This is a genomic window from Streptomyces sp. V3I8, from assembly GCF_030817535.1.
Classification (GTDB): domain Bacteria; phylum Actinomycetota; class Actinomycetes; order Streptomycetales; family Streptomycetaceae; genus Streptomyces.
In genome coordinates this window covers 4,518,946-4,532,140 of sequence record NZ_JAUSZL010000002.1, presented here as the reverse complement: position 1 = coordinate 4,532,140, position 13,195 = coordinate 4,518,946, and the positions used below count along the sequence as shown (strand labels likewise).

General features: G+C 74.1%; 11 protein-coding genes. 6 read left to right on the top strand and 5 right to left on the bottom strand.

Annotated features, from left to right (window positions below):
- Positions 1-39 precede the first annotated feature (39 nt).
- Complete coding sequence (locus QFZ75_RS20120; RefSeq protein ID WP_307538837.1) at positions 40-810, bottom strand: TIGR03943 family protein; 771 nt, start codon at positions 808-810, stop codon at positions 40-42.
- The gene (locus QFZ75_RS20115; RefSeq protein WP_307538836.1) at positions 807-1,820 is read right to left on the bottom strand and encodes a permease; all 1,014 of its coding nucleotides are present in this window, start codon (positions 1,818-1,820) and stop codon (positions 807-809) included. Before QFZ75_RS20115 ends, QFZ75_RS20120 begins: the two co-directional genes overlap by 4 nt.
- A gap of 451 nt (positions 1,821-2,271) precedes the next feature.
- Between QFZ75_RS20115 and QFZ75_RS20110 the strand changes: the two genes are divergently transcribed.
- Positions 2,272-3,615, top strand: coding sequence for a helix-turn-helix domain-containing protein (locus QFZ75_RS20110; protein ID WP_307538834.1), 1,344 nt, complete (start codon positions 2,272-2,274; stop codon positions 3,613-3,615).
- 144 nt (positions 3,616-3,759) lie between these two features.
- Here the strand turns inward: QFZ75_RS20110 and QFZ75_RS20105 are convergent, their stop codons facing one another.
- The gene (locus QFZ75_RS20105) at positions 3,760-4,956 is read right to left on the bottom strand and encodes a hypothetical protein (protein ID WP_307538832.1); all 1,197 of its coding nucleotides are present in this window, start codon (positions 4,954-4,956) and stop codon (positions 3,760-3,762) included.
- Between the two features lie 34 nt (positions 4,957-4,990).
- Positions 4,991-6,280 (bottom strand): PP2C family protein-serine/threonine phosphatase, encoded by a 1,290-nt coding sequence (locus QFZ75_RS20100; protein ID WP_307538830.1) that lies wholly within the window; start codon positions 6,278-6,280, stop codon positions 4,991-4,993.
- 535 nt (positions 6,281-6,815) lie between these two features.
- Between QFZ75_RS20100 and QFZ75_RS20095 the strand changes: the two genes are divergently transcribed.
- The 3 genes from QFZ75_RS20095 to QFZ75_RS20085 all read left to right on the top strand — a co-directional run bounded on the left by QFZ75_RS20095 (position 6,816) and on the right by QFZ75_RS20085 (position 9,746).
- Complete coding sequence (locus QFZ75_RS20095; RefSeq protein WP_307538829.1) at positions 6,816-7,871, top strand: ATP-binding cassette domain-containing protein; 1,056 nt, start codon at positions 6,816-6,818, stop codon at positions 7,869-7,871.
- Complete coding sequence (locus QFZ75_RS20090; protein WP_307538827.1) at positions 7,868-8,728, top strand: ABC transporter permease; 861 nt, start codon at positions 7,868-7,870, stop codon at positions 8,726-8,728. Before QFZ75_RS20095 ends, QFZ75_RS20090 begins: the two co-directional genes overlap by 4 nt.
- Before the next feature lie 133 nt (positions 8,729-8,861).
- Positions 8,862-9,746, top strand: coding sequence for a hypothetical protein (locus tag QFZ75_RS20085; protein ID WP_307538825.1), 885 nt, complete (start codon positions 8,862-8,864; stop codon positions 9,744-9,746).
- Here the strand turns inward: QFZ75_RS20085 and QFZ75_RS20080 are convergent.
- Entirely contained in the window at positions 9,661-10,995 is a 1,335-nt protein-coding gene (locus QFZ75_RS20080) for a PLP-dependent aminotransferase family protein (protein WP_307538823.1), read from the bottom strand. The two genes, QFZ75_RS20085 and QFZ75_RS20080, sit on opposite strands and share 86 nt — an antisense overlap.
- Before the next feature lie 95 nt (positions 10,996-11,090).
- On the opposite strand from QFZ75_RS20080, the gene QFZ75_RS20075 reads away from it, so the two are divergent.
- On the top strand, positions 11,091-11,867 hold the full coding sequence (locus QFZ75_RS20075; protein ID WP_307538821.1) for an alpha/beta fold hydrolase: 777 nt from the start codon (positions 11,091-11,093) through the stop codon (positions 11,865-11,867).
- A gap of 159 nt (positions 11,868-12,026) precedes the next feature.
- Entirely contained in the window at positions 12,027-13,064 is a 1,038-nt protein-coding gene (locus QFZ75_RS20070; RefSeq protein ID WP_373465903.1) for an endonuclease/exonuclease/phosphatase family protein, read from the top strand.
- Positions 13,065-13,195 lie beyond the last annotated feature (131 nt).

Below are 13,195 nucleotides of genomic sequence, written 5' to 3'. Positions count from 1 at the left end.
GCCCCGGTTGAACTACTTTTCCAAGTGCCGTCGCCGACGTCACCGCTTCTCGTACGGGTTCGAAGGTGTCGTCGTCGTCTTCACCGATGTCGCGTCCAGGACCGGGCGGGCCTCGTCCGTGCCCGGTGTGCCCGTGGGGTGCCAGGTGCCGGTGACCGTGACCCAGGTGTCGGCGGGCGGGGCCTCCTCGTCGCGGATCCCGACCTTCAGGGCCTGGGCGTCGGCGGCGCAGCAGGTGACGAGGAGCCGGGCCACCGACCAGGTGCCGTCGTCGTCGCGGGTGACGAAGCCCGTCAGGCGGACCGTGCGGCCCGCCAGCGACGCGCCCGTGTCCCACTCCGCCCGGGAGGCGAACGCGCCGAGGGTCAGGTCGACGGGGTCCCCGGCCGGGAGCGCCGGGAAGGTGCCGGCGCCCTGCGCGGCGACCCTCGCCTCCTCGCGTTCCGCGCTGTACGAGCCGAGGGCGGGCGGCGGGAAGAGGAGGAGGGCGAGGGTGGGAGCGGTGAGCAGCCAGGCGACGCGGGGGGTTCGGGCGTGGTCGTGGTCGTGGGGGTTGTCACGGAGCGGGGTCTTCTTCGTGTCGGCGTTCGGGGCGGCGTTCGTGGCGTCCTCGGCGTGGGGGCGGGTCAGCAGGTCCAGGAGGCCCAGGGCGATCAGTGCCGTGCCGGAGGCGATGAGGTACGGGCGCAGGCCCTCCTTCACGTACCGCAGGTACAGCTCGCCGAAGAGGGAGATCCTGAGCAGCGCCGCCCCGCACAGGAGCAGCAGCACGCTCTGCGGGCGCGGGCGCGGGCGCGGACGGGGGCTCACAGCAGCCACCCGCCCACCAGCACGCTGCTCAGCACGGCCACCACCCAGGTCACGGACGAGAACCGCACCGCGAACGCCCGCCCGAAGGTGCCCGCCTGCAGGGCGACGAGCTTCAGGTCGACCATGGGGCCGACGACCATGAAGGCCAGTCGCGCCGTCGGCGAGAACCCGGTCAGCGAGGCCGCCACGAAGGCGTCCGCCTCGGAGCACACGCACAGCACCACCGCGAGGACCGCGAGCAGCGGCACCGACAGCCACGGCGAACCGGTGAACACGCCGAGCAGGGACCGCGGCACCAGGATGTTGAACGTCGCCGCGGCCGCCGCCCCCAGCACCAGGAAGCCCCCGGCGTGCAGGAAGTCGTGCCGCAGCCCGTCCCGGAAGCCCCGCCACCCGCCCGCGGCGGTCGCCGGGCCGGTCCCGCGCCGTACGGACGGCAGCCACTCCTCCTTGCCGAAGCGCACCCACAGCCAGCCCATCACCACGGCGGTGGCGAGCGAGGCGACGAGCCGGGCGCCGACCATGGCCGGCTCCCCCGGGAAGGCGAGGGAGGTGGCGACGAGGACGACCGGGTTGACGGCGGGCGCGGACAGCAGGAAGGCGAGCGCGGCGGCCGGCGCGACCCCGCGCCGCATCAGGCTGTCCGCCACGGGCACGGATGCGCACTCGCACCCCGGCAGTACGGCCCCGGCCGCCCCGGCGACGGGTACGGCGAGCACCGGGTTCCCCGGCAGTACGCGTCTGAGGACCCGCTCGGGAACGAAGGCCCCGATCGCCGCCGACACGACCGTGCCCAGCAGCAGGAAGGGGATGCCCTGTACGGCGACGGCCGTGAACACCGTCCACCAGGCGGCCGTGGCCGGAGTGGCGAGATCGAGCGCGACCGTCGGCCCGAGGACGGACCCCACGGTGACGACGGTGAGCAGCGCCGTCCCGCCGACCACCGCGTACACCAGCGCACGGGCGGCCACCCGCACCCCGTCGCCCACACTCCGCCGTAGATTCTCCATACGGCGGAGCACGCTAACGGCCGTCCCTGTGCACACCCCGGGCAGGAGTTGAGAAACCACTTTCAACCCGGCGGGGCAGCGCCCCGGGGGGGGGAAGCCCTCGGGGACCCTCAGGGGGAGCCGGTGCCTACCGGGGCACCGCGTTCGCCGCACTCACCAGCGCGGCGAAGGCAAGCACGGCAGCGCTCAGCGCCGCGATGAAACGAGCCGGGAGGTAACGCGCGGCAATGCGTCGGAACACGGCGACAACCTCGCATCGTCAACGTAGGCCAGCGTATTAAACGTGCTTCATCGTGCGCTTAATGCGCCGCTTAACCTAGAGCGTGTCCGCCCCCACGGCAAGGGCCGCATTGAGCCGATCGGCGCCCCCGCGGCAAGAGTTAACTGTCCCGTTGCAAGCGGAAGTTGGATAGCGGACAGGTGTAAGTCGGCTTACTGGCATGCTTACGCCATGGCCGAGCGCGACGACCCGGGAATCATCGGGCGCAGAGTGCAGCTGCTGCGTACGGAACGCGGGCTGACACAGAAACAACTGGCGGAACCCGCCTACACCCCCGCGTACGTCTCCACGCTGGAGGCAGGACGCGTACGGCCCTCCGAGGAGGCGCTGCGGCACATCGCCGAGCGGCTCGGGGTCGCGTACGAGGAACTGGCGACCGGGCGGCCCGCCCACCTCGCCACCGGTCTGCGGCTCAGGCTCACCGATGCCCGGCGCACGCTGGCGACCGGCGAGGCGGAGGTCGCCGCCGAGCAGTACACCGCCCTGCTCGCGGAGGCCGAGGCCCACGGCCTCGACGCCGAGTGCGCGGCCGCGCTGCTCGGCCTCGGCGAGTGCGCCCTGGACACCGGGGACCTGGCGACGGCACGGCAGCGCTTCGAGGAGTCGGAGAAGCGGCTCGCGGACGAACCCCTGCCCGTGCGCGTGCCGGCCCTGCGCGGCCGGGCCGTCTCGCACTACCTCGCGGGCGAACTCCGCTACGCCTGCTACCTGCTGGAATCCGCCATCGACGAACTGAACAAGGGCGGGCTGCACGACCCCGACGCCCTGCTGCTGCTCTACGCGGCGGTGATCGCGCCCTACATGGACATGGGTGCGCACGCGCGCGCCGCGCAGGCCGCGGAGTTCGCGCTGGCGCTGGCCCCGCAGGTCGGCGATCCCGCGCTGCTGGCGCGTATGCACCGGTCCGTCGCCCGCACGATGATCGCCGAGGGGCGGATGGCCGAGGCCGACGCGTCCCTGGGCAAGGCGGCCGAGCTGTACCGCCAGCTCCAGATCCGTACCGAGCTGGCCAACTGCCACTGGATGCGCGGATACCTGTCCGTGCAGAACGGCGACCTGGAGCGCGCCGAGAGCGAGTTGCGCGAGGCGCTGTCCATGCACACCGCCCAGCGCGCCACGCTCTACACCAGCCAGGTCGCGGTGGAGCTGGCGGACGTGCTGCACCGGCGCGGCAAGTCGGACGAGGCGGCGGCGCTGCTGCACGGCGTGCTGGGCGACCTGAGTTCGGAGCGCGGGGCCGTCCACTCGGCGGGCGCGCACCGGCTGCTCGGCATCATCGCGGAGGACGGCCGGGACACCGAGACGGCCGAGGAACACTACGTCCGCGCGCTCAGCCTGCTCGAACGGGCCGGCGCGGCGGGCGACCTGGCCGACCTGTGCCGGCTGCTCGGTGACCTGCTGCGGCGTACGGGCCGGATCGACGCGGCCCTGGACGCGTACCGGACGGGACTCGGGCACCGCACCGCCCCCGGCACGACCACCCTGGGCCCGGCCCCGGCCCACCCGCCTCTGTAACCGGCACCCCCGGGCGCGGAGGGCGGGTACGGGGCGGGCGCGGTCCCGGACCGCGGGTTCCGGTGGTCTCAGGTCCAGGTCTCAGGTCCAGGTCTCAGGTCTAGGTCCCAGGTCCAGGTCTCAGGTCTAGGTCTGTGTCTAGGTCTAGGTCTGTGTCTGGAGGCGGCTGAGATTGCGCTGGATGTCGTCCAGCGCGCCCTGCCGCCGTCCCGGCACGCGCCCGCGCAGGACGGCCAGTGCCGGTCCGAGCTCACGCACGCGCGCCGGGTCGCCGATCCGGCCCCACTGGTGGTGCGCCCGGTCGACGGCCGCCTCGACACCGGCCGCGGCCGGGGACTGCCCCGCGGCCAGCCGGGCGTCGGCCACCGCCAGCCAGATCCGGCAGCTGAGCTCGGCGTCGCCGGCGAACATGGCCAGGTCCGCCCGTACCTCCATCCAGTGCACGACCTCGTCGGCCCCGGGCCCGTACGTCCGCAGCGCGGTCCGCTCCCACCACTCGGCCAGGGCGGCCGCCTCGGCGTGCCGGCCGCCCTGGACGGCGGCGGTGATCTCGGCATGCGGGTCGGCGGGAGCGGGTTCGGGGGCGGGAGCAGGTGGCGCGGCCGGCGGGAGCGGAGGCGGAACCACGGAAACAGGAACGGGAACGGGAACAGGAACGGAGACGGGGGCGGGGGCGGAGGTTGGAGCCGCTCCCGGATGTCTGGGCTCGAACGCCAGCACGAGGTCGCGGCCGCCGGAGTCCGGGTCCTCGCCGTGCGACCGGGTCAGGGCCTGCTGGTGGAGGCGGGCCAGCGGCGGGCGGTGGCCGCTGCGCAGGATCGTGGCCAGGGACTTCATGTACGTGGGCACCGCCACCGAGCGGCGCGGCGGAGGCGGGGCCAGCCGGCCGTACAGCGCGACGCCCGGCCCCACGGTGAGGGGCTGGGCGCCCAGGTGCAGCCAGGTCTCCGCATCGGTGTGCAGGTCGACGAGCAGGGCCGTGCTGCCCGGGGTGCGCAGCCGCAGTTCCTCGCGGATCCAGTGCCACGGGAAGCCGGTGTAGCGGACGGTCGCGGGGGTCGTACGGGCCAGCGCGAGGTGCGGAAGCCGCTGGCGGCGGTCGAGTTGGAGCTGCCCGGCGAGGAAGACCGTGAGCGGGCCGGGGGCCGTCGCGGCGGCGCGCAGCCGGGTCAGGACCGCCTGCGGCTGCAGCGGGTCGGCGAGTTCGACCACGTTCGCGGTGTCGGTGCCCGAGAGCACGGAGGGGGCCACCGCGGCGAGGACGGGGAGTACGGACGCGGCGTCCACGAGGCAGCCCTTGCCCGTCGGCGACGCTGCGATCAGCAAGACGGTTCCGGGCATCCCCGTAGTCTCCTCCCCTTCGATCACCACGGCGTCACGGTAACCGGTGCGGGTGCGCAGTGGATCCGTGCGGGGGCGGTACGGGAGGAGAGGTGCCGTTTCGCGCCTGCCCGGCCCGCCCGTCCTGCCCGGCCTGTCGCGTCTGCCCCGACTGCCTCGCCTGCCTCGCCTGCCTCGCCTGGCGTACGGCGAAGATCGTCGTGTCGTCCACCAGGTGTCCGGCGCTGTGGCGGAGGGTGCCTTCGCGGACCAGTTCGACGAGGGTGCGGGGGCGGGCGGCGGCGGGGTCGGTGGAGACGGCCAGGGCGACGCGGGCGTGCAGGGGGAAGAAGGTGCCGTCGGCGTCGCGGGCCTCGGTCACGCCGTCCGTGACGAGGAGCAGGGTCTCGCCGGGGGCGAAGGGCACCCGGCGGACCGGCGGGAGGGCCGCCTCCGGTCCGGTCAGCCCGGCCAGGCCGAGCGGCAGGCCGTCGCCGGGCGGCAGGAGGCGCACGCCGCCCTGTCCGGCGACGAGCGGAGGCTCGTGCCCGAAGTTGACGACCTCGATGTGCCCGGCCGGGGCGCCGGGCGGCGGGAACGCGACGAGGACCGCGGTCGCGAAGCGTTCCACGCCGCGCTCCGGCGCGCCGCCGAGGTCCGTCACGTACCGGCGGTGGCGCCCCATCCGCACCTCCAGCCGTTCGGCGACGACGGCCAGGGACGCCTCGTGGTACGCCGACTCCCGGAACGTGCCGAGCAGGGCGGCGGCCGCGTCGACCGCGGGAAGGCCCTTGCCCTGGACGTCCCCGAGGAGGACGCGGGTGCCGTGGGGGCCCGGCTGGATGTCGTAGAAGTCGCCGCCGACGCGGGCCTCGCTGTCGGCGGCGAGGTAGACGGCCGCGTGTTCCAGGCCCGCCCAGGGAGTGGGCATCGGGCGCAGGACGGTACGGCGGGTCGTGTCGGCGACGTCGCGCATGTGCAGCATCCGCCGCTCCTCGCGGACCCGCACCGCGCAGGCCGTGGTCGCGAGTGCCCCGCCCACGGCGACGAGGATGAAGTCGGGGAGGCCGGTCTGGTCCTGGTGCGGCCAGGCGGTGTCGACCTCGATGTAGGTGACGACGGCGAGGACGCCGAGGGCGGCGGTGCCCTTGACTCCGCAGATGGCCGCGGCGATGCCGGGCACCAGGACGATCCAGGAGATGATCCTGAACTCGCCCGAGGTGTTGCTGTCGATCACGGCGATCGCGATGAGCAGGAGCAGCGGGGGTGCCCAGGCGATGCTGCGTCCGCGGATGCGGAGCAGTTGCTGTCGCTGGGCAGGCGTTCGCCGGTCCGCACCGCTCATCCGCCCAGCGAACCATGCGATCCGGCGGCCCGCACCCGCACGAAACGGGGCTGCGCCCCGGCCCGGTGGCTGGGTGCGGGTGCGTCGTGGCTGAGCGCGCAGTTCCCCGCGCCCCTCAAAAGCGGGGCTACGCCCCGGCTTTTGCGTCCAGGGGCACGGGAAACAACGCGCTCACCCCCCACCGACCCACACCCAAAGAACCGGCCGGGACACAACCCCGCCCTTCAGGGGCGCGGGGAACTGCGCGAACAACCCCCACCGACCCACACCCAAAGAACCGACCCAGGACACAACCCCACCCCCCAGGGGCGCGGGGAACTGCGCGAACGGCCCCCACCGGCCCGCACCCAAAGAACCAGCCGGGACCCAACCCCGCCCCTCAGGGGCGCGGGGAACTGCGCGAACAGCCCCCACCGGGCCGCACCCGGCGAGCGGGCCGGGACCCGCCCGCCCCGCCCCACCGATGAGTTTCCGCACCCCCGGGGGTCTGCATCCCGGAACAAGTCCTCAGAGCTACGCGGATGGGCGGACCGACATGACGAGCAGCAACCGCACCGACCACCGGGCCGGGCCGGCCATCGAGACCGCGGGCCTGGTGAAGACCTTCGGCGACACCCGCGCGGTCGACGGAGTGGACCTGCGCATCGAGGCGGGCACGGTCTACGGCCTGCTCGGCCCGAACGGCGCCGGCAAGACCACGACCGTACGCATGCTGGCGACCCTGCTGCGCCCCGACGGCGGCGAGGCCCACGTCTTCGGCCACGACGTCGTGCGCGAGGCGGACGCGGTACGCGCCAGGGTGAGCCTCACCGGCCAGTACGCCTCGGTGGACGAGGACCTGACCGGCACCGAGAACCTCGTGCTGCTGGCCCGCCTGACCGGCCACGCCAAGAAGGCCTCGTCCGGCCGCGCGGCCCAGCTCCTGGACGCCTTCGGCCTGTCGGAGGCGGCCGGCCGCCAGGTGAAGAACTACTCCGGCGGCATGCGGCGCCGTATCGACATCGCCGCGTCCATCCTCAACACCCCGGACCTGCTGTTCCTGGACGAGCCGACGACGGGCCTCGACCCGCGCAGCCGCAACCAGGTCTGGGAGATCGTGCGGGCGGTCGTCGCCCAGGGCACGACGGTCCTGCTGACGACCCAGTACCTGGACGAGGCCGACCAACTGGCGTCCCGGATCGCCGTCATCGACCAGGGCAGGGTCATCGCCGAGGGCACCAAGGGCGAGCTGAAGGCGTCGGTAGGCGCCGGCGCCGTGCACGTACGGCTGCGGGACGCGGACCGGCGCCCGGACGCCGAGCGGCTGCTCCGGCAGACCCTCGGCGCGGACGTCCAGCTGGAACCGGACCCGGTGGCCCTGACGGCCCGCGTCGGCAACGGCCCGGCGGACGGAAGCGGCCCGGCGGACGGGAGCGGCGGCGCCGAGAAGGCGTCCCGCGCCCTCGCGGAACTCGCCCGCGCGGGCATCGTCGTCGACAACTTCTCCCTGGGCCAGCCCAGCCTGGACGAGGTGTTCCTGGCCCTCACCGGAAAACCCGACCACCCGCGGCCCGCAGCCCGCACCCGGCACGAGAAAGAGGCCACGGCATGAGCACCACAACCCGGTCCACCGGCACCACGGATTCCGCGGACCTCGCGCCGGTCCGCGCCGACAGCCTCGCCGCTCTCCTGGTCTCCGGCGAGCGCCCCCCGCGCCCGAACGCCCTGCGGACGTCCCTCACCTTCGGCTGGCGGGCGGTCCTGAAGATCAAGCACGTACCGGAGCAGCTCTTCGACGTCACGGCGTTCCCGGTCATGCTGGTGCTGATGTACACGTACCTGTTCGGGGGCGCGCTCGCCGGTTCCCCGCGGGAGTACATCCAGTACCTGCTGCCCGGCATCCTCGTGATGTCGGTCGTCATGATCACGATGTACACGGGCGTCTCGGTCAACGTCGACATCGCGAAGGGCGTCTTCGACCGCTTCCGCTCGCTGCCCGTCTGGCGCCCGTCGACGCTGGTCGGCTACCTGCTCGGGGACGCCCTGCGCTACACGATCGCGTCGGTCGTGATGCTGACGGTCGGGCTGATCATGGGCTTCCGCCCGGACGGCGGCGTCCGGGGAGTGGTCGCGGGCGTCCTGCTGCTGATCGTGTTCTCGTTCGCCTTCTCCTGGGTGTGGACGATGTTCGGCCTGCTGCTGCGTACGGAGAAGTCGGTCATGGGCGTGAGCATGATGATCCTGTTCCCGCTGACCTTCCTCAGCGACATCTTCGTCCGCCCCGAGACGATGCCGGGCTGGCTCCAGGCGTTCGTCAACAACAACCCGGTCACCCACCTCGCCTCGGCGGTCCGCGGCCTGATGGACGGCTCCTGGCCGGCCGCCGGGATCGCCTGGTCGCTGGGCTGGGCCGCGGCGCTGGTCCTGGTCTTCGGCCCGGTCACGATGAGGCTCTACAACCGCAGATGACCGGCTCCTCCGCACCGCTTCGAGCCGTCGGAGGCCCCCCGGGGTCCCCCGGAAGAACGCAATCCGCGTCCGGATGCAGCACCCCGGCCGTGCCCCGATGGCGGCGGGCGCGGCCGGGGCCGTTCCTTGAGGGGTGCGCAAAGTCCTCTCGGCGCTGCTGATCGTGCTCGCCTGCCTCCTCGTGCCGCCGGCCGGTCTGTCGGCGTGGGCGAAGTACGAGATCGGCGACACCGGGCGGTACGTCGAGGCGATGGCGCCGCTGGCCGCCGGACCCGATGTGCGGGGCGCCGTCGCGGACACGGTCACCGACGGGATCATGAGCGAGGTCGAGGTGGGACCGCTGGAGGGGGAGGTCCGCGCGTACGTCCACCGGGCGGTGCGGTCCTTCACCGGTACGGAGGCCTTCCGCGCGGCCTGGAACGCCGCGAACCGCGCCGCGCACGACGCCGTCCTGCGGGCCCTGCGCAGCGACCGCGGGGGCGCCGTCACGCTCGACCTGGCCCCGGTCACCGCCCGGTTGAAGACACGGCTGGCCGACGACCGCGTGCCGATGGCGGACCGCATCCCCGTCGAGCACACCGAGGTCACGGTCCTGCGCGCCCAGGAGCTGGGCTCCGTGCGAAAGGGGTTCCACGTGCTGGAGATCGCGGGCTTCTGGTGTCCCCTGGCGGCGGTCGCCCTGGCCGTCGGCGGCATCCTCCTCGCCGTACGCCGCCGCCGTGCCGTCACCGCCACGGCCCTCGGGACGGCCCTGGGCGCCGCCCTGCTGGCCCTGGCCACGGCCGCGGCCCGCGTCCTGACGCTCGAAGGGCTGCCCGGGCACGTCTCCCGCGCGGCGGCGGGCGCGGTCTACGACGCGCTCACCGAGACCCTGCGCACGGCCACCTGGTCCATCCTGGCCCTCGGCCTCACGGTGGCCCTCGCGACCTGGCTCACGGACCGCCGCGCGCGACGTCGCGCAGGGTCCGCAGCGCCCGTCCCAGCACCGGCAGCGGAACCGACGCGAGCCCGAGCCTGACGGCGTCCGGCGCGCCCCGCGGCCCCACGGCGAAGGCGGCCCCGGGGGTGACGGCGATGCCGCGCGCGGCGGCGGCCGCCGTAAAGGTGTCGGCGCGCCAGGGCGCGGGCAGCTCCCACCAGGCGTAGTACGCGTTCGGGTCGGCCCGTACCGTGAATCCGTCGAGCAGTTCCGCGACCACGCGCTGCCGCCGGGAGGCGTCCGCCCGTTTCTGTCCGACGAGCCGCTCGACGGTCCCGTTGCGGATCCACCGCGTGCCCGCCTCCAGCGCGAACCGCCCGGCCGTCCACCCGCCCGACCGCAGCGCCCCGGCCACCGCCTCCACCCGGTCCCCGGGCACGACGAGGAAGCCGACGGTCAGTCCGGGCGCGACCCGCTTCGACAGCCCGTCCACGACATGGACGCGTTCGGGCGCGTACGCGGCGAACGGCACGCCCCCCTCGTGCAGGAAGGACCAGATGCGGTCCTCCACCACGGGCAGGTCCATGTCCCGCACCACGGCGGCCAGTTCCCGCTTGCGGGCGTCACCGGTCGTCACCCCGGTGGGGTTGTGCAGCGTCGGCTGGACGTACAGCGCGGACAGCGGCGCGGCGCGGTGGGCGGCGGCGACGGCGTCGGGCCGCAGCCCCCGCCCGTCCGTCGCGAGCGGGACGAGGGTGCAGCCGATCCGCGCCGCGATCTCCTTGACCAGCGGATACGTCAGTTCCTCCACGCCGACCCGCCCGCCGGGCCGTACCAGCGAGGCGAGGGCGCCCGCGATGGCCTGCCGGGCGTTCCCCGCGAAGAGGAGCTGCCCGGGGTCCGGCCGCCAGCCGGTCGCGGCCAGCAGCCCCGCGACGGCCTCGCGCGCGGCGGCGGTGCCGGTGGCCGGGACGGTGCGGGTGGCCCCGGCCAGCACGTCGGGCCGCAGCAGGGGCGCGAGCCCGCCCGCCAGCAGCTCCGACTGCCCTTCCACGGACGGGTAGTTGAGCTCCAGGTCGACGGTCATCCCGGGGTCGTGGCCGTGCACGGCCTCGGCGAGGGACCGGCCCGACGGTGCCGGGGCGGCCCGCACGTAGGTGCCGCGCCCGACCTCGCCCACGACGAGTCCGCGCCGCACCAGTTCGCCGTACACCCGCCCGGCCGTGGACCCCGCGATATGCCGCCGCCGGGCGAACACCCGTTGCGGGGGCAGCCGTTCGCCGGCCTTCAGCCGTCCCGAGTAGATCTCCTCGGCCAGCAGGTCGGCGATACGCCGGTAGTCCTTCACGGCCGCTCCTTCCTCGATCGCGCGCAGTCCCCGGATTGCACCGAGGGCAAAGATCCTATTGCACCGAGAAGTCGCCGGGCCCTAGGGTCCGTCCCATGGCTCCCTTCCTCGCATACGAGGACGAAGGACCGCATGCCGCCACGGCGTTGCCCCTTGTCCTGATCCACGGCCACCCCTTCGACCGCACGATGTGGGCACCCCAGGTGGCGGCCTTCTCGCCGGAGCGCCGGGTGATCGTTCCGGATCTGCGCGGCTACGGCGCCTCGCCGGTGGTCCCCGGGATCACCCCGCTCTCCGTCTTCGCGCAGGACGTGGCGGACCTCCTCGACGACCTCCGGGTACCCGCATTCGTCCTCGGCGGACTGTCGATGGGCGGCCAGATCGCCATGGAGTTCCTCCGCCTGTTCCCCGGGCGCGTACGGGGGCTGCTCCTGGCGGACACCTTCCCGGCGGCGGAGACGCCGGAGGGGAGGAGGTCCCGGGCAGCGACGGCCGACCGGCTGCTGCGCGAGGGGATGGCCGGGTACGCGGACGAGGTGCTGTACGACATGGTCGCGCCGTACGCCCGGCCGGAGGTGGCGGCGCACGTCCACCGCATGATGACGGGCACGCCGGCCGAGGGGGCCGCGGCGGCCCTGCGGGGCAGGGCCGAGCGGCCCGACTACCGGGACCTGCTGACCCGGGTCCGCGTTCCCGCGCTGGTGGTGGTGGGCGAGGACGACACGTTCACGCCGGTGGCAGACGCGGAGGCGATGCACGCGGCCCTCCCGGACTCGGTCCTGCGCGTCGTACCGGGCGCGGCCCACCTGCCGAACCTGGAACGGCCCGAGGAGTTCGACGAGGCCCTGGCCGGACTGCTGGCCCGTATGTGAGCCGCGCTCCTGAAAAGCGCCCTTCGGGGGCGCGGGGAACTGCGCGACAAGCCCCCGCCGGCCCGCAGCCGACGGCCCCGCCGCGCAACCCCGCACACACGCTCTCCGTCTCTGAGAGAGGATCCCTGCAAAGGGTCGGGGCCGGAGGGACAGGAAAACGTGGGCGTACGCGGTGCGACGGCTGGAACGGGCGAGCGAGCCGCAGGCTACGACGCCCCGGCGGACCGCCGCGCCCGCACGGCGGCGGGCACCTGGTTCGCCGCCCTGCTGCTCCTCACCGTGAGCACCGTCCTCGGCTGCCGCATCGCCGACACCGACGCCGTCACCCCCGTACCCCAGCTGCTCGCGTTCCTGCCCTGGCTCCTCGCCCCCACCGGCCTCGCCCTCGTGTTCGCGGTCCTGTCCCGCTGGCGCTTCGGACTCATCTGGGGCGTGGCCGCGCTCGGGGTGACCGCCTGGTACATGGAGCCGTACGGGAAGACGATGGAACCCGGGGGCCTGCCGGTCGCCGAGGTCCGCGTCCTCACCTCGAACGTCGAGTTCGGTGCGGCGACGGACGGCCTGATCGGGGCGGTCACGAAGCAGCGCCCCGACTTCGTCTTCGTCCAGGAGTGCGACCAGAGCTGCGGGAAGCGGCTGGAGCAGGCCCTCGGCGAGCGGTCGAAGAACGAGAAGGTCGTCTACCCCTACCGGCAGGCCGTCGAAGGCACCGGCTCCGAAGGTTCCGTCATCCTCAGCCGGCATCCCCTCCAGGCCGCGAAGGGCATCCCCGCCACCATGGGCATGCCCGGCGCCGTCGCCGACGTGAACGGCTACGGGATACGCCTCCAGCTGGCCCACCCCATGCCGCCGCTGCCGTCCGGCCTGGGCACCTGGCGCAAGGAGCTGTCCGCCCTGCGCGACTACGCCGCCGCGAACGTCGACCGCCCCACCCTCGTCGCCGGCGACTTCAACGCCACCCAGGACCACGCGGCCTTCCGCCGCATCCTGGACACCGGCTTCATGGACGGCGCCCGGCTCACCGGCGACACCCGTACGCCGACCTGGCCCGCCCTGACGGCGCCGGCCCTCGGCGCCCAGATCGACCACGTGCTCGTCTCCCGCGGCTTCACCGCGCACCGGACCCGGTTCCTGGAGCTCGGCGACACCGACCACCGGGCGCTCGTCGTGGACCTGACTCTCAACAAGAGCCGGTGAGGAACGACCGGTGAGGACGTGCTCGGCACGCAGGACGGCGTGGGCCGCACCCTCTGTGCAGGAGGGACGGCCCACGCCGGTGGGGGGTGGGTGGTACACCCGTGGGGGACCTGGCGGTCCTGGTCGGCCTT